Raw genomic sequence first — 14788 nt, 5'->3', positions numbered from 1 at the left:
TCTTCGACCATTACCTCGCCGCCTCGGCCGCGGCCATGGACGCCCTCGCGCCGGCCGAGGCCCACCACCGCCCGCGGATCGCGACCCGGGCCGTGGCCGCACCCGCCGGCGTCGACGCCGCCCGCGGCTGGCTGGACACCGAACGGCCCAACCTCATCGCCGTCGCCGCCTATACCGCCACCCACGGCTGGCACACCCACACCGCCGAACTGTCCGCGACGCTCGCCCGGTACCTCATCGGCGGGCACCACGGCGACGCGTTGAGCATCCACGGTCAGGCGCACCGGGCCGCCTGCCACGCCGGTGACGGGCCGGCGCAGGCGATGGCGCTCACCGCGCTCGGCGAGACCAGGCTGCGCCTCGGCGACGACGGGCCCGCCGCCGGACATCTGCGGGAGGCGCTGCACCTGTTCCGCCGCGCCGGCGACCGCACCGGGCAGGCCCGCGCCTCCGCCGCGCTCGGCGACGTCGAGCAGCGCCTCGGCCGGTACCGCCCGGCCGCGTACCGGCTCCGGCAGGCGCTGCGGCTGTCCCGGCTGGCCGGCGACCGCACCGGCGAGGCGCACGCGCTGACGAAACTCGGCATCGTCGAGGAGCGCCTCGGCCGGTACCGGGCCGCCGCCGGCCGGCACGAGCAGGCGCTCGCGGTGTTCCTCGCCGCCGGTGACCGCATCGGCGAGGCCGCCGCCCGCTGCAACCTCGGCGACGTCACCGCCAGGCTCGGCGGCCACGACCGCGCCGACGGGCACCTGCGGCGGGCCCTGGAGCTGTACCGGCAGGCGGGCAACCGTGACGGCGAGGCGTGGACGCTCAACAACCTCGGCACCGCGGCCACCCTGCGCGGCGCACCCGCCGAGGCCCTCGGCCTGCACCGGCAGGCCCTGGCCATCCACCGCGCGACCGGCGAACGCTACGGCGAGGCGTCCGCCCTCAACGGCCTGGGCGACGCCGCCCGCGCGACCGGCGACGCGGACGCGGCCCTGCGGCACACACCGCCGCCCGCGCCGTGGCCGCGGCGACAGGCGACCGGCACCAGCGCGCCGACGCCGAGACCGGGATCGGCCTCGCCCTGGGCACCGGCGGCCTGCCGCACCTGCGCGAGGCGCTGGCGTTGTACGAAGAGCTCGGCGTGCCGGCGGCGGATCGGCTGCGGGCGCTCGTCGCGCAGCTGTGACGGCCTCTCGCGGACCCTTCCTACCCGGCAGGCGGGTGCGACACAGACCCGGGCGCCCCGTCGAGCAGGGCACGCAGCGCCGCGCAGTGCGCCTTGTAGGCCCGTTCGCCGGCGGGGGTCATCCGGTACGTGGTGCTCCCGCCGCGCCCGTGCCCGTCCTTCGTGGAGCGCACGTAGCCGGCGCTCTCCAGGGTCGACATCTGCTTCGACAGGTCCGACTCGCTGATCTGCAGGTGGTCGCGGAGGAACCGGAACGACGCGGCGGGGGCGTTGGCCAGGATCGCCATCGCCGCGAGCCGCTTCGGCACGTGGATGACGGGGTCGATGCCGTCGATCATGCGAGCCGCGACCTGACCTTCGCCGCGGCGGCCGCGTATCGGCGCTCGTAGACGGCGAGCCCGGCGGTGACGAGCACGAACGCGACCCCCGCGGCGACGGGCACGCCGGCCAGCCACCAGGTGAGCGCGACGGCGACGGCGACGACCGGCAGCGCGATCGCGTAGCCGCGCCAGGCGGCCGCGATCTCCCGCGGCGGCGTGCCGCGCCCCGGCACCGGCAGCGCGCCGTGCCGGCGTCGCATCCAGGTCAGGAACAGCAGCTCCAGCACGATCAGCGCGCCGAGGGACCCGGTGAACAGGACGGCGTCCGACCGCCACCAGGTGAACGCGCCGATCATGGCGGCGACCCACGTGCCGACCGCGGGGGAGTACCACCAGGGAGTGCGCGGATAGTCGATGTACGGCGCGGCCTCCGCCCGCTGCACGAGCGCCAGCTGCTCCCGGACCTCATCACTTTCCATACTGGAAACCATACGCGATCACTTTCCGGCCCGGCAAGTGATGTGGTGCGCGCCGCCGCCCGGGTGATGGAATGCTTCGATGATCGAGGTGCGGCTGCTCACCCTCAACGCGCTCATCCGCGACAACGTCCCGGCCCGGCTGCGGGCGCTCGGCCCGGTGCTGGAGCGGTCCGGGTACGACATCGTGTGCCTGCAGGAGGTCCTGCACCGCGGCAGCGCGCGGCTGCTGCGCCAGGTCACCCCCGGCTACCCGCACCGGGCCGCGACCGGCGTGACGGTGCTCGCCGGTGGGCTGATGCTGCTGTCGCGGTGGCCGATCCGCCGGTACCGGTTCGCGCGGTACCCGATGACCCGGCCGCTGCGCACCGAGCTGCTCATGCGCAAGGGCGCGCAGCTCGCCGTGATCGGGACGCCCGCGGGGCCGCTCGCGGTCGTGAACACCCACCTGTCCGCCAACCGGGACGACGACTGGTCGGAGGGCAACCGGTACACCGGCATCATCCGCGGCGAACTCGACCATCTGGCGCGGGCGGTGACCGGGTTCGAGCCGTCGCTGCCCGCGGTCGTCGTCGGCGACTTCAACGTGCCGCGCGACTCGCCGGTGTTCACCCGCTTCGCCGCCGCCGCGGGCCTGCGCGACGTCCTCGCCGGCGACACGTCCACGACATACCGGCCCACCCCGCGCTGGCCGGCGCCGCCGCCCCTCGACCAGGTCCTCATCCGCGCCGTCGAGGACCGCCCGGCGGCCGTGCGCGCCCGCACCGTGCTGCAGGACCCGGTCCGCGTCGCCGACGGCCGCGACCTGTTCCTGTCCGACCACTACGGCATCGAGGCCGACCTGTCCTTCGGCGCGTCACCGCAGTGACCGGACCTGTTGCGGCCCGGGCGGGAGTTCGGGATTCTCGGCAGATGGGTGATGGGGACCAGCTGGCGGCGTTGCTGGACGAGCAGGCCGCGTTCTATCAGGCGGTTGCGGCCGAGTACGACGACCATGCACTGCCGTTCGCCGGCGGGGGTGAGCTGGCCGCGGCGCTGGACGCGTTCCGGCCGACCGGCAGCGTGCTCGAGCTCGCCTGCGGGCCGGGGACCTGGACGGGGCAGCTGCTGCGGCACGCCACGGACGTCACGGCCGTGGACGCCTCGGCGGGGATGCTCGGCATCGCCGCGGCCCGGGTGGGCCGGCAGCGGGTGCGGTTCGTGCAGGCCGACGTGTTCGGCTGGCGGCCCGACCGTCGCTACGACGTCGTGTTCTTCGGGTTCTGGCTGTCGCACGTGCCGGCCGAGCGCTTCGCGTCGTTCTGGTCGCTGGTGGCCGACTGCCTGCAGCCGGACGGGCGGGTGTTCTTCGTCGACGACTGGCACCGCACGGAGGAGGAGCTCATCGAGGGTGAGGGTTCGGCGGTCATCCAGCGGCGGCTCACCGACGGGACGGCGTACCGGATCGTCAAGGTCCCGCATCGGCCCGAGGCGCTGGAGCGGCAGCTCGACCGGATCGGCTGGCGCATCAAGGTCCAGCCGACCGGGGGACCGTTCTACTGGGGCAGCGGATGTGCCAAGGGACTGCCGGATCTTGATTCCCCACGGGGCACCTGATGACCGAACGGCCGACGTGTGACGGACCCATCGGTACTGGATCTGGAATGCCCAATTTGGTATGATAAGCGTGAATGTCTCCTATCGTTCGGTGCGGAAGGTTCGCCGATCGATCGGAGATGTTCGTGTGTTACGACGCTGACGCCCGCCCGCCGCAGTCCAGTGAGTCCGAGGTAGAGGTCGAGGCCGGCGCTGTCGTCCTCGAGTCCGCTGACGGCGCGCGGTTCGCGGGGTTCCTCGCGACACCGGCCGTCCACAGTGGAGCCGGAGTCCTCGTCCTGCCGGACAACCGGGGCCTGTCCGGCTTCTACGAGCAGCTGGCCACCCAGCTCGCCCGGCACGGGCACGCCGCCCTGGCGATCGACTACTTCGGCCGCACCGCCGGGCTCGACCACACCGCCCGCGGCGACGGCTGGGGCGACATGGCCAACCTGATGCCGCACCTGGCGCAGCTGCGCGAGGAGCAGCTGTCCGCCGACTTCACCGCCGCGATCGGACGGCTGCGGCACGCAGCGCAGGCGGTGGTGTCGCTCGGGTTCTGCGTCGGCGGCCGCTTCGCCTTCCTCACCGCCGCGGCGCGCTTCGGCCTGGCCGGCGCGATCGGCCTCTACGGCATGCCCGGCGTCCTGCTCGGCAGGCCCGGACCGACGCAGCGGGCGGCGGACCTGGTCGCGCCGATCCTGGGCATGTTCGGCGGCGCCGACGAGGGCATCGGCGCGGCCGAGGTCGACGCGTTCGACGCCGCGCTGACCACGCACCGCGTGCCGCACGAGATCGTCGTGTACCCGGGCGCACCGCACGGCTTCTTCGACGAGCAGCTGCCCGGGCACGCCGGCGCGCAGGACGACGCCTGGCGCCGCATCCTCGCCTTCATCGAGGCGCACGCAGCCGTGGGAACAGCGCGGCGTGCAGCGCCGGGCCGAACAGCAGCCGCACCTGCGACGCCGGCAGCGCCGCGATCGAACGGACCGGCTGCAGGTAGCGGGTGAAGATGACACCGCCGATGACGCCGACCGCGGCGGTGGCCCGCTGCGTCGCGTCCGGGCCGCCGAGAAATTCAGCGACGCGGACGCGTAGGTCACAGTCCAGGTAGTCGCGCAGCACCCGCATCGTCGCGTCGTCCAGCGCGGCGACGCGGTGCTCGGCGGGGTCCGTGGCGTCCCAGAGGGCGGTGACGGCGTCCAGCAGCCGGTCGGCGAGACCGGCCCGGTCCCCGCGCAACGCCGCGTCCAGCGCCGCCGGCTCCACGCACAGCAGCTCCAGCGACTGGCCGAACAGGCCCTGCTTGGAGCCGAAGTGGTAGCTGATGAGCGCCTGGTCGACCCCGGCCGCGGCGGCGACCGCGCGGACGGTCGTGCCCCGGTATCCATGCCGCAGGAACAGCTCACGGGCGGCCGCGGCGATCCGCGCCTTGGTGTCCGGGCGGCCACGCGGGCGGCCCCGGGGTTTATTCAGCACGGTTGAATATTGCGCCGGGGCCGCGGCACCGTCAACCGCATGCGAACCGTCATCTTCGGCGCCACCGGTCCCACCGGCCGCCACCTCGTCGACCAGGCCCTCACCGCCGGCCACGACGTCACCGCCGTCGGCCGCCGCCCCGACGCCCTCGCCCCGCGCCCGCGGCTCACCGTCGTCACCGGTGACGTCCTGGACCCCGGCACCGCCGACCGTGCCGTCGCGGGCGCCGACGCGGTCCTGTCCAGCCTCGGCACCCCCCTGACCCGGCAACCCGTCACCGTGTACTCACGCAGCGCCGCGAACATCGTCGCCGCGATGCACCGCCACGGCGTGCGGCGGCTCCTGGCCGTCAGCTCCAGCGTCATGGACCCGGCGTGGCGGCCCACCGGCGAACGCTTCTTCAACACGGTCATGGACCCGCTGTTCAACCGCCGGATGGGGCGCACCGTCCACGACGACATGCGCCGCATGGAGGCCCTCGTGCGCGACAGCGACCTGGACTGGACCCTCGTGCGTCCGTCGGGCTTGTTCGATCATCCGGCCGTCACCGGGTACACGGTGCGGGCCGATGTGGCCGACGGTCTGTTCACGGCCCGTCCGGACCTCGCCGCGAGCATGGTCGCGCACCTGGACGAGGCGCGATTCGTGCGGCGGGCGATGGCGGTGATCACGACCGAGGTGCGCCCCAGCATCGCCGGCCTGATCTGGCGCGAGGCGATCGCGGGCGGAAAGCGGTGAACCCCGGCCCTCCGGTCAGACGAACGAGTCGAGGGCCTCCCGGATCAGGGTCCGCATGGTGTCGCTGCCGGTGTGCCCGGAGTCCTCGACGATCGTGAGCGCCGCGTCCGGCCAGCGCTCCGCGAGGTGCCAGGCCGTCTCCAAAGGGCTGCTGATGTCGAAGCGGCCGTGCAGCAGGACGCCACGGATCCCGGCGAGCCGGCCCGCGTCGCGCAGCAGGACGCCCTCCTCCAGCCACGCGGCGTTGGCGAAATAGTGGGTGCAGATGCGGACCATGGCGAGCTTCGCGTCGTCGGGGCGGCCGCGGTACGCGTCGGGCACGCCGTTCGGTTCGAGCGACACCGCGGTGTCCTCCCAGGTGCACCAGGCCTCGGCGGTCGCGGCGCGCACGGCCGGGTCGGGGGAGTGCATCAGCCGGGCGTAGGCGGCGACCACGTCACCGCCGGTGGGTGAGGCGAAGTCGCGGAACGCGGCCCACTGCGCGGGGAAGAACCGCCCGACGCCCTCGTAGAGCCAGGCGATCTCGCGGCGGCGGGTGGACGTCACACCGTCGATGACGATGCCCGCGACGCGGTGGGGGTGGCGTTCGGCGTACGCGAGGATCAGCGTCGAACCCCAGGACCCGCCGAACAGCAGCCACCGGTCGATGCCGAGATGCTCGCGCAGCAGCTCCATGTCGGCGATGAGGTGCTCGGTGGTGTTGTGCCGCAGGTCCGCGTCCAGGCTCGACGCGTGCGGGGTGCTGCGGCCGCAGTTGCGCTGGTCGAACTGCACGATCCGGTAGCGGTCCGGGTCGAAGTAGCGGCGGGTGCGCGGGGTGCAGCCGGTGCCGGGGCCGCCGTGCACGACGAGCGCGGGCAGGCCGGCGGGGTTGCCGGCGACGTCCCAGTGCACGAGGTTGCCGTCGCCGACGTCGAGCATGCCCTCGTCGTGCGGGTCGATGAGCGGGTACATGGCACGCAGAATACAACAGCGCTGTTATATTAGTGCTGTGACATTCCTCGGCAGCCGGCTGCGGCACCTGCTCGAACTGCTCGACGGCGATGTCGCCGCCGTCTACGCCGACCTCGGCCTGCCCGACGTCCGGCCCAGGTTCGCGCCGGTCGTGCGGACCCTCGCGCGGCACGGCCCGCACACGATCCGGGATCTGGCCGCCGCGATCGGCGTCACCCACTCCGCGGCCAGCCAGACCGTCGCGGAGATGGTGCGCCAGGACCTCGTCCGCCTGGAGCCGGGCGAGGACGCCCGGCAGCGCATCGCGCACCTCACCGACCGGGCGGCGCGGCTGCTGCCGGTCATCGAGGCGGAGATGGCCGCCACCGTCGCGGCCGCCGAGGCGTTCGACGCGGAGCTGCCGTATCCACTGAGCCGCCTGGTCGAGGAGGCCGTCGCGGCGTTGGAGCGCCGCCCGATGCGCCACCGGATCGGCCCCGTGGTGATAAGCAGGGAGATGTGACAGCCGACTACCCGAAGATGATCGTGCCGGTCGACCACATCGAGCCGGTGCCGCGCCGGGTGCGCGCGGTGCTCAACGGCCGGACCGTCCTGGACACCACCCGCGCCGTGTACCTGTGGGAGTGGCCGAACTATCCGCAGTACTACTTCCCCGCCGCCGACCTCGACCCGGCCGCCGTCGTCGACGAGGACCACGTGCAGCGGCTCAAACGCGGCAGCGCCCGCCGCATCGGGCTGCGGGTCGGCGACCAGGACCGCCCCGCCGCCGGCCGGATCTACGCCGACGGCCCGGTCGAAGGCCTCGCCCGCCTCGAATGGGACTCCCTCGACGCGTGGTACGAGGAGGACGAGGAGGTCTTCGTCCACCCTCGCAACCCGTACAGCCGTGTCGACGCGCTGCGCTCCACCCGTACCGTGCGGATCTCCGTCGACGCGGTGGTCCTCGCCGAGTCGTCCTCGCCGGTGCTGGTCTTCGAGACCGGCCTGCCGACGCGCTACTACCTCAACCGGACCGACGTCGACTTCACCCACCTGGAGGCGTCACCGACCCGCACCTCGTGCCCGTACAAGGGGCGCACCAGTGACTACTGGTCGGTGCGGACCGGTGAGGCCGTCCACCAGGACCTGGCGTGGGCCTACAACTTCCCGACCGCGGCGCTGCTGCCGATCGCGGGCCTCGTCAGCTTCTACAACGAGAAGGTCGACATCCACCTGGACGGCCGGCCGCTCGACCGCCCCGTCACGCCCTTCTCCTGACCGCGCCGGGCGGGTCCGCGGCGCCCGCCGGCGGGATCACGTCCGTGATCAGCCGGCGGCACCGGCGGCGGACGCCTGCGCCTGCCACATGGTCACGAGGACCCCGAGGACGAACACCTGCACGGGCAGCGGCACGCCGGGCAGATCGACGGCGATGTCGCTGCCCCAGACGCTGGTCTTGCGCACCGAGCCGACCTTGCGCCCGTCCGCGTACAGCTCCTGCGCCTGGCTCCAGATCGACGCCCGCTGGAAGTGGTACGTCACCCCGCCCGCGGCCACGGTCCACCGCTTCCGCCCGACCCGGTCCGCGGCGGCGACGACACCACCGGCCTTGTCCAGCATCGAGAAGCGGCTGCCCCACGCGTTGCCGCGGACCTGGAACCCCTGCCCCGCCACGTTCAGGTCACCGCCACTGCGCCACAGCGATCCGTCCCACGCGGCGACCAGGTGACCGTCCTGGCTCACCTGATAGCGCGTGCGCCAGACACTGGTCCGCTTCGCGATCAGCATGCCCCGAGGGTAACCACGCCAGGCAACGTCACGGCGCGGTGCCGTGGCCGCCGGCCAGGATGTCCTCGACCAGGGTGAGGCCGGCCGGGGCCCAGTCGAGCAGCTTGCGGGTGCGGGCGCTGAAGGCGGCCATGCCGAGGCCGAAGAACTCGCCGTCGACCCCGAAGTGCTGAGGCGGGTGCGGAACTGGTTCGACAGGGTGCGCGACCGGCTGTCACGATCTGGCCATGATCGCCAACGTTGACGCCGCGACCCGGTCGTTGCACGGCACGGCGCTGGGCGACGCGTTCGGCGAGACGTGGTTCTTCCGGCCCGCGGAGCAGATGCAGTGGCTGATCGGCGAGCGGCTGGTGCCGCAGGGACCGTGGCCGTGGACCGATGACACCGCGATGGCCGTCTCGCTGTACCGGACGCTGCGCGAGCACGGACAGGTGGTCCAGGACGAGCTGGCGGAGCGGTTCGCCAGTGCGTACGCCGCCGATCCGTACCGCAACTACGGCCCGTCCATGCACGGTGTGCTGCAGGCCATCGGTGACGGCGAGGCGTGGCAGTCGGTCACGGCCGCGCAGTTCGACGGGCAGGGCTCGTGGGGCAACGGCGCCGCGATGCGCGTCGCGCCGCTCGGCGCGTGGTTCGCCGAGGACCTCGACCGGGTCGTCGAGCAGGCGGCGCTGTCCGCCGCGGTCACGCACGCGCACCCCGAGGCGGCCGCCGGCGCGGTCGCCGTGGCCGTGGCCGCCGCGCTGGCGGTGCGGCAGGTCGCCGCGGAGGATCTGCTGCCGCAGGTGGCCGCCCGCACGCCGGACGGCGAGGTCGCCGCCCGGCTCCGTCTGCTGTGCCACCGGCCGCTGTCCCGGCAGCCGCAGTGGATCGCCGACGAGGTCGGCTGCGGGAGCCTGATCTCCGCCCCCGACCCCGTGCCGTACGCGATCTGGTGCGCGGCCCGGCACCTGGACAGCCTCGTCGAGGCGTTGTGGGCGACCGTCAGCGCTGGCGGTGACATGGACACCACCTGCGCCATCGTCGGCGGCATCGTCGCGGCCCGCACCGGCCTGGACGCGGTGCCCGCCGAATGGGCCGACGCCCGCGAGCCGCTCCCGCCCGGGTAGGCCGTTGCGTCGATTTGCGGTGGTCCCGGCCGGGTGGGGTACCAGGGGAGCGTGACAAGAACTGTGGTCGTGACCGGCGCCTCCGGGTTCATCGGGTCGCATCTGGCCAGTGCCCTGACCGGCAAGGGCTACGACGTGCGGGCGATGACCCGCCACCCCGACCACTACGACGGCGCCGGCACCCCCGTGCGGGGTGACGTGTTCGACCCCGGCAGCGTCGCCGAGGCCCTGCACGGCGCCGACGCCGCCTACTACCTGGTGCACTCCCTGGACTCCGACGACTTCGAGGACAAGGACGCCACCGCGGCCCGCACGTTCGCCGCGGCCGCCGCCGACGCGGGACTGGAGCGCATCGTGTACCTCGGCGGGCTCGGCGCCGACGACGGCGAGCTGTCCGCGCACCTGCGCTCACGCCGCGCCGTCGAACGCATCCTGCAGGACGGGCCGGTGCCGGTGACCGCGCTGCGGGCCGCGGTCGTCATCGGCGCCGGCGGCATCAGCCACGACGAGGCGGTCCGGCTGGCGCTGCACCGATGAGACGCCTGCTCGGTCCGGCGTTCATCGGCCGGGTACCCCGCGACCACAGCCAGCCCGACGCAGCGTTCCGGCGGCGGCGGATCGTGGCCGCGGTGACGCTGGTCGCCGGGGCGGTGCTGCTCGGGGTGTCGCTGTCGATCCGGCCCGGCGACGCGCTGTTCTACCCGATGACCCTCGCCGTCGCCGCGACCTGGGTCGCCGGGGCGCTGCTGTCCGGGCCGCTGCACCTGGGGCGCATCCCGTTCCGCGACACGCTGCGCCGCCCCGTGGCCACCCCGATCCTCACCGGGCTGCTCGCCGGTGCGGTCTTCGTCGCCGGAGCGCTCATCGTGCGGGAGATCCCGCCGCTGCGCGCGTACACCGATGACGTGCTCGACCACGCCCGCTACGGCTCCATCGTCCTCATCACCGTCGTCACCCTCGCCAACGGCGCCGCCGAGGAGCTCTTCTTCCGCGGCGCCCTCTTCGCCGCCGTCGGCCGGGTGCTGCCGGTGACCATCTCGACCGCCGTGTACGCGGTCGTCACCGTCGCCACCGGCAACCCGATGCTCGTCTTCGCCGCCGTGCTCCTCGGCGTGATCCTGGGCCTGCAACGCCGCGCGTCGGGCGGTGTCCTCGCCCCGATCCTCACCCACGTGACCTGGTCGATGGTGATGTTGTTCGCCCTGCCCCCGCTGATCGCGAACTGACTTTGTAGGGTGCCGGTTGTGACCTGGTCCGATGTGCCCGGCCGGCTCGCGCGGCTGGCCGCGCGTCCCGGTGCCGTGTTCGGCGCCGACGCCCACCGGTGGCGGCTCGATGCGCCGCTGACCGCCGCCGAGCTGGCCGCGGTCGAGGCGCAGCTGCGGGTCGAGCTGCCCGCCGAATACCGCACGTTCCTGCTGCAGGCCGGCCGTGGCGGCGCCGGCCCCGCGTACGGGCTGTTCCCGCTGCTGCTGGCGGACGGTGTGTGGCGGTGGGACGGCGACGGCGCGGACCTCACCGACCTGGACACCCTGGCCACGCCGTTCCCGCACGAGCGCGCCTTCTACCTTGCGAAGCAGGCGCCGGACCCGCCGGACGAGGCCGACTTCGCCACGGAGGAGGAGTACGAGGCGGCCGAGGAGGAGTACTGGGAGCTGCACGGCGACGACGCCTACGCGTTCGAGCCGATCCCCGGCCTGCTCTACCTGTGCCACCAGGGCTGCGCGTACCGGGAGGCGCTCGTCGTCAGCGGCCCGGCCCGGGGCCAGATGTGGGCCGACGACACCGCCGGCGACGGCCCCGTCCGGCCGCTGCTGGACCAGGCCGGCAACCGCATCGGGTTCGCCCGCTGGTACCGGCGCTGGCTGGACGGGGCCGAGGCGTGACCGGCTGCCGCTGAGGCCTCAGGGCAGGGCGAGGACGCAGAACTCGTGGCCCTCCGGGTCGGCCAGGCACGACCACGGCACGTCGCCCTGACCGAGGTCGAGGTCGGTGGCGCCGAGCGCCCGCAGCCGCGCCACCTCCGCCGCCTTGTCGTCCCCCGGGTACGGCAGCAGGTCGAGATGGACACGGTCCGGCGCGGTCTTCCCGCCGGGCGTGCGGTGGAACTCGAGGTACGCGCCGGAACCCTTGCCGGAGCGCAGCACCGCGCGATCGCCGGTCACCTCGTGCACGGGCCAGTCCGTCGCCGCACCCCAGAACCGGGCCATGGCCCGCGGATCCGCGCAGTCGACGACGATCCGGGCGATCGGCCCGGTGTCCCCGTACACCTCCCGGGGCTCCAGCACACAGAACTCGTTGCCCTCCGGGTCGGCGAGGACCGCCCACGGCACGTCGCCCTGACCGACGTCGACGGGTGTCGCGCCGAGCGCCTGGACGCGTGCGACCAGCTCCGCCTGATGCGCCGCGGAGGTGGTGGCGAGGTCCATGTGCACCCGGTTCTTCGCCGCCGGCTTGGCCCGCGGGACGGTCACGACGTCGACGCAGACGGCGGCCGGGTCCGGCCAGACGAACTCGCCGGGCGGCGCAACGTAGGTGGTCACGGTGCCCTCTTTGGTGACGCTCCAGCCGAGCGCCCGCGCCCAGAACCGGCCGACCGCCGCGGCGTCGACGGCCTTGATGTTCACGTGGACCGGTCGCACTGGCATGCCGGCGATCCTATGTTCAGGCTGCCCCGCGTGCCGCTGCCCGCCGAGCTGCAGGCCCTCCTGGACGATCCGGACTTCTGGCGTGCGTACTTCTTCGCCGACGGCCTGGAGGGCGGCGACGGCTGCGACGCCGGGCCGCTGGTCGCGCAGTTCCCGGTCGGTGGCGGCCACACCCTCGTGCTCGACGTCAGCGCCGGGCTCGGCACGATCGACCTGGGCATGCGCATCCCGGGCAGTGCCCGGACGCTGGAACTGGGCGGAGCTCAGCGGCGCGTCGTACACCCCGGGCCGCGGCGAGCGCGAGGCCACGCTCAGCATCGGCGTCTTCGACCGCCTCGACGCCGGGGTCGCGCTGATCCGGCAGGTGCTGCACCGGCACCGCGCCGGCCCGGGAACCCGGCTGACGGGCAGCGCCGGGGTCTACCTGCCGTCGACGTCGCCGACGAACTCGAGGACCGCCGCGGCCAGGGACTCCGGCGCTTCGAGCGCCACGTAGTGCCCGACGCCCTCAAGCAGGACGTTCCTGGCCGGCCCGGTGGTGACCTGGTTGAGGGTGCTCTCGGTGAACGGCCCGCCGGCGGCGCCGACCGCGAGGGCCGGGACGCTCAGCGGCGCCGAGGCCGCCAGCGCCCGCAGCTGCTCGCCCTCGCCGAGCATCGACGTGTACAGCCCGATCGCGCCGCGCCAACCGCCGGGGCGGGCGTAGACGCGGACGAACTCGGCCACGTCCTCACCGGTGACGGCGCCCTGCACGGCCGTCATCGCGGGGAACGCCCAGCCGCCCAGGAACTCCTGCTCCCGGCCGGCCAGCAGCATCTCGGGGACGCCCGGCGCGGCCAGGACGCCGATGTGCCACGAGCCGCCGTGCGTGACGTCCGCGAGGCCCTCCAGACCGAACCCGGCGAGACCCATCTCGATGGCCGTGAAGCTCGCGACGTCCTCGGGGTGCGTGGCGGCGAGGCGGAACACCGTGCCGCCGCTGATGTCCTGGCCGGTCAGGTGCACCGGCCCCACGCCGAGGTGGGCGATCAGCTGGTGCAGGTCCTCCGCCGCCGTGGCGCTGCTGTGGTCGTCCTCGGCGGGTGAGGAGTCGCCGAAGCCGCGCAGGTCGACCGCGAACACGCGGTGGGTCCTGGCGAGCAGGGGGATGACCTTGTGGAACGCCCACCAGCTCTCCGGGAACCCGTGGACCAGCAGGATCGGGGAGCCGGCGTCTCCGGCGGACACGTAGTGCAGTTCGGTGCCGTTGACGGCGGCCGTGTGGTGCGTGACTGCGGCGATGGTGCTCACGGTGGGGCCTCCTCAGTTATTGGACAACCGGGTTGTCCAATAACGTAGACAACCCGGTTGTCCTTGTCCAGTCCTGCGCTTACGCTGATCCGGTGAGCAGACCTGGGCCCAACCTCGCGCTCCTGCTGTTGGGCAGCTACCGCAAGCTCGTCGACGCCGCCGTGCTCGAACTGCAGGCCCGCGGCTACGAGGACGTCCGCCCCTCGCTGCACTACGCGATGAGTGCGATCGATCTCGGCGCCGAGAGCGCGTCCGAGCTCGGCCGGGCGCTCTCGGTCACCAAGCAGGCGGCGGCCAAGACGATCGCGATCCTCATGGAGCGCGGCTGGGTGGCGGTCGAGGACGACGCAGCCGATCGGCGCCGCAAGCGGATCCGGGTGACCGACCTCGGACACCGGGTCATGCGGGAGGGCGAGTCGATCTTCGACGACCTGCGGCAGGCGTGGGCCGACCAGCTCGGCCAGGACGATCTCGCCCGTCTCGAGGCCCAGCTCACGGCGTTCGTCGGGGACGCCACCATCGAGCTGGAGTCCCCCGGCTGGATCTCCGGGGAGCCGCCCGCGCCTACGGGGTGATGGTGACGGACCGGCGCACGTACGCGTTGTCGCGAAGCTCGGCGAGCATGAACTCCGCGAGGTCGGCGCGGGAGACCCGGGCGGTGAGGGACGGCCGGAGGTCGATTCCGGTGCGGTAGCGGCCGGTGCGGGGCCCGTCGGTGAGGGCCGGTGCGCGCACGACGGTCCAGTCGGTGCCGCTGTCGCGCACGAGCGCCTCCATCTGCTCCTTGTCGCGGAGCACGGCCGGTTGGAGCAGCCACGACACGGCAACGTACGCGGTGCGGTGGCGACTGTCCGCAACCGCGTAGTTGCTCAGGACGATGAGGCGACGGGGGATGCCGCCGGCCGCGGCGGACAGCACCGTGCGGATGCCGTCGGTGCAGACGTCGCCACCGCGCCGCCGCCTGCCCAGCGTGCTGACGATCGCGTCGGCGCCGTCGAGCGTCCTGGCCACCGCCACGGGGTCGCGCACGTCGCCGCTCACGACGCGGAGCCGGGCATGCGGGTGGATCCGGGCCGGGTCGCGGGCGAGCGCGCCGACCTCGTGACCGCCTCGCAGGGCGTGGTCGACGACGACACGGCCGGCGCGGCCCGTCGCGCCGAAGACAGCCAGGCGCAATGGATGCTCCTCATCATGATCAACTTATCCGGCACGCATGTGCCGTTTAGCTGCTACAGTGCCCCGCAGACAGCGAGACGTC

Annotated in this window: 20 protein-coding genes and 1 pseudogene; 13 read left to right on the top strand and 8 right to left on the bottom strand. The window is 73.7% G+C overall.

Features of this window, described 5'->3' with window-relative positions; translation table 11 throughout:
- Positions 1 to 35: 35 nt before the first annotated feature.
- Positions 36 to 854 (top strand): annotated as a pseudogene (locus OHA72_RS52600) (tetratricopeptide repeat protein); the annotation flags it as partial.
- A 340-nt stretch (positions 855 to 1194) separates the two neighbouring features.
- Here the strand turns inward: OHA72_RS52600 and OHA72_RS52595 are convergent.
- Together OHA72_RS52595 and OHA72_RS52590 are read right to left on the bottom strand one after the other, a co-directional pair.
- On the bottom strand, positions 1195 to 1461 hold the full coding sequence (locus OHA72_RS52595; protein ID WP_327011828.1) for a transcriptional regulator: 267 nt from the start codon (positions 1459 to 1461) through the stop codon (positions 1195 to 1197).
- 47 nt (positions 1462 to 1508) lie between these two features.
- Positions 1509 to 1973 (bottom strand): hypothetical protein, encoded by a 465-nt coding sequence (locus OHA72_RS52590; RefSeq protein WP_327003629.1) that lies wholly within the window; start codon positions 1971 to 1973, stop codon positions 1509 to 1511.
- Positions 1974 to 2052: 79 nt separating this feature from the next.
- On the opposite strand from OHA72_RS52590, the gene OHA72_RS52585 reads away from it, so the two are divergent.
- From OHA72_RS52585 to OHA72_RS52575, 3 genes are all read left to right on the top strand, one after another.
- A complete protein-coding gene (locus OHA72_RS52585) occupies positions 2053 to 2838 on the top strand; it encodes an endonuclease/exonuclease/phosphatase family protein (protein ID WP_327003628.1) in 786 nt (261 codons plus the stop codon).
- A 44-nt stretch (positions 2839 to 2882) separates the two neighbouring features.
- Positions 2883 to 3566 carry a class I SAM-dependent methyltransferase gene (locus OHA72_RS52580; RefSeq protein WP_327003627.1) on the top strand — a complete coding sequence of 228 codons (684 nt, stop codon included), beginning with the start codon at positions 2883 to 2885 and terminating at the stop codon, positions 3564 to 3566.
- A 125-nt stretch (positions 3567 to 3691) separates the two neighbouring features.
- A complete protein-coding gene (locus OHA72_RS52575; protein WP_327003626.1) occupies positions 3692 to 4555 on the top strand; it encodes a dienelactone hydrolase family protein in 864 nt (287 codons plus the stop codon).
- Here the strand turns inward: OHA72_RS52575 and OHA72_RS52570 are convergent.
- Positions 4437 to 5024 (bottom strand): TetR family transcriptional regulator, encoded by a 588-nt coding sequence (locus tag OHA72_RS52570; protein WP_327003625.1) that lies wholly within the window; start codon positions 5022 to 5024, stop codon positions 4437 to 4439. The two genes, OHA72_RS52575 and OHA72_RS52570, sit on opposite strands and share 119 nt — an antisense overlap.
- Before the next feature lie 39 nt (positions 5025 to 5063).
- Here OHA72_RS52570 and OHA72_RS52565 point away from each other — a divergent pair, with 39 nt between their 5' ends.
- A complete protein-coding gene (locus tag OHA72_RS52565) occupies positions 5064 to 5762 on the top strand; it encodes an NAD(P)-dependent oxidoreductase (RefSeq protein WP_327003624.1) in 699 nt (232 codons plus the stop codon).
- 15 nt (positions 5763 to 5777) lie between these two features.
- Here the strand turns inward: OHA72_RS52565 and pip are convergent, their stop codons facing one another.
- Positions 5778 to 6716, bottom strand: a complete 939-nt coding sequence (gene pip, locus OHA72_RS52560; RefSeq protein ID WP_327003623.1) for a prolyl aminopeptidase — start codon at positions 6714 to 6716, stop codon at positions 5778 to 5780.
- Positions 6717 to 6753: 37 nt separating this feature from the next.
- Here pip and OHA72_RS52555 point away from each other — a divergent pair, with 37 nt between their 5' ends.
- Together OHA72_RS52555 and OHA72_RS52550 are read left to right on the top strand one after the other, a co-directional pair.
- Positions 6754 to 7218 (top strand): MarR family winged helix-turn-helix transcriptional regulator, encoded by a 465-nt coding sequence (locus tag OHA72_RS52555; protein WP_327003622.1) that lies wholly within the window; start codon positions 6754 to 6756, stop codon positions 7216 to 7218.
- Complete coding sequence (locus OHA72_RS52550) at positions 7215 to 7973, top strand: DUF427 domain-containing protein (RefSeq protein WP_327003621.1); 759 nt, start codon at positions 7215 to 7217, stop codon at positions 7971 to 7973. The genes OHA72_RS52555 and OHA72_RS52550 overlap by 4 nt, the downstream gene beginning before the upstream one ends.
- A gap of 48 nt (positions 7974 to 8021) precedes the next feature.
- Here OHA72_RS52550 and OHA72_RS52545 read toward each other — a convergent pair whose 3' ends face one another.
- Positions 8022 to 8483 (bottom strand): hypothetical protein, encoded by a 462-nt coding sequence (locus OHA72_RS52545; RefSeq protein ID WP_327003620.1) that lies wholly within the window; start codon positions 8481 to 8483, stop codon positions 8022 to 8024.
- 227 nt (positions 8484 to 8710) lie between these two features.
- Here OHA72_RS52545 and OHA72_RS52540 point away from each other — a divergent pair, with 227 nt between their 5' ends.
- Genes OHA72_RS52540 through OHA72_RS52525 form a run of 4 tightly spaced genes read left to right on the top strand, consistent with a single transcriptional unit; the run spans position 8711 to position 11478 of the window.
- On the top strand, positions 8711 to 9592 hold the full coding sequence (locus OHA72_RS52540; RefSeq protein WP_327003619.1) for an ADP-ribosylglycohydrolase family protein: 882 nt from the start codon (positions 8711 to 8713) through the stop codon (positions 9590 to 9592).
- Positions 9593 to 9643: 51 nt separating this feature from the next.
- Complete coding sequence (locus tag OHA72_RS52535; protein WP_327003618.1) at positions 9644 to 10129, top strand: NAD(P)H-binding protein; 486 nt, start codon at positions 9644 to 9646, stop codon at positions 10127 to 10129.
- Positions 10126 to 10818, top strand: a complete 693-nt coding sequence (locus OHA72_RS52530; protein WP_327003617.1) for a CPBP family intramembrane glutamic endopeptidase — start codon at positions 10126 to 10128, stop codon at positions 10816 to 10818. Before OHA72_RS52535 ends, OHA72_RS52530 begins: the two co-directional genes overlap by 4 nt.
- An 18-nt stretch (positions 10819 to 10836) precedes the next feature.
- Positions 10837 to 11478: an SMI1/KNR4 family protein gene (locus tag OHA72_RS52525; protein ID WP_327003616.1), complete on the top strand. Its 642-nt coding sequence runs from the start codon at positions 10837 to 10839 to the stop codon at positions 11476 to 11478.
- 18 nt (positions 11479 to 11496) lie between these two features.
- Here OHA72_RS52525 and OHA72_RS52520 read toward each other — a convergent pair whose 3' ends face one another.
- Positions 11497 to 12240 (bottom strand): VOC family protein, encoded by a 744-nt coding sequence (locus tag OHA72_RS52520; RefSeq protein ID WP_327003615.1) that lies wholly within the window; start codon positions 12238 to 12240, stop codon positions 11497 to 11499.
- 235 nt (positions 12241 to 12475) lie between these two features.
- Between OHA72_RS52520 and OHA72_RS52515 the strand changes: the two genes are divergently transcribed.
- The gene (locus OHA72_RS52515) at positions 12476 to 12736 is read left to right on the top strand and encodes a hypothetical protein (RefSeq protein ID WP_327003614.1); all 261 of its coding nucleotides are present in this window, start codon (positions 12476 to 12478) and stop codon (positions 12734 to 12736) included.
- Here OHA72_RS52515 and OHA72_RS52510 read toward each other — a convergent pair.
- On the bottom strand, positions 12661 to 13530 hold the full coding sequence (locus tag OHA72_RS52510) for an alpha/beta fold hydrolase (protein ID WP_327003613.1): 870 nt from the start codon (positions 13528 to 13530) through the stop codon (positions 12661 to 12663). The two genes, OHA72_RS52515 and OHA72_RS52510, sit on opposite strands and share 76 nt — an antisense overlap.
- 92 nt (positions 13531 to 13622) lie before the next feature.
- Here OHA72_RS52510 and OHA72_RS52505 point away from each other — a divergent pair, with 92 nt between their 5' ends.
- Positions 13623 to 14105, top strand: a complete 483-nt coding sequence (locus tag OHA72_RS52505) for a MarR family winged helix-turn-helix transcriptional regulator (RefSeq protein WP_327003612.1) — start codon at positions 13623 to 13625, stop codon at positions 14103 to 14105.
- Here the strand turns inward: OHA72_RS52505 and OHA72_RS52500 are convergent.
- On the bottom strand, positions 14095 to 14706 hold the full coding sequence (locus OHA72_RS52500; protein ID WP_327003611.1) for an NAD(P)-dependent oxidoreductase: 612 nt from the start codon (positions 14704 to 14706) through the stop codon (positions 14095 to 14097). The two genes, OHA72_RS52505 and OHA72_RS52500, sit on opposite strands and share 11 nt — an antisense overlap.
- Between the last annotated feature and the right edge of the window lie 82 nt (positions 14707 to 14788).

Origin of the sequence: Dactylosporangium sp. NBC_01737 (assembly GCF_035963215.1) — a bacterium.
Taxonomy (GTDB): Bacteria; Actinomycetota; Actinomycetes; order Mycobacteriales; family Micromonosporaceae; genus Dactylosporangium.
This window is presented reverse-complemented; position numbering and strand designations above follow the sequence as displayed.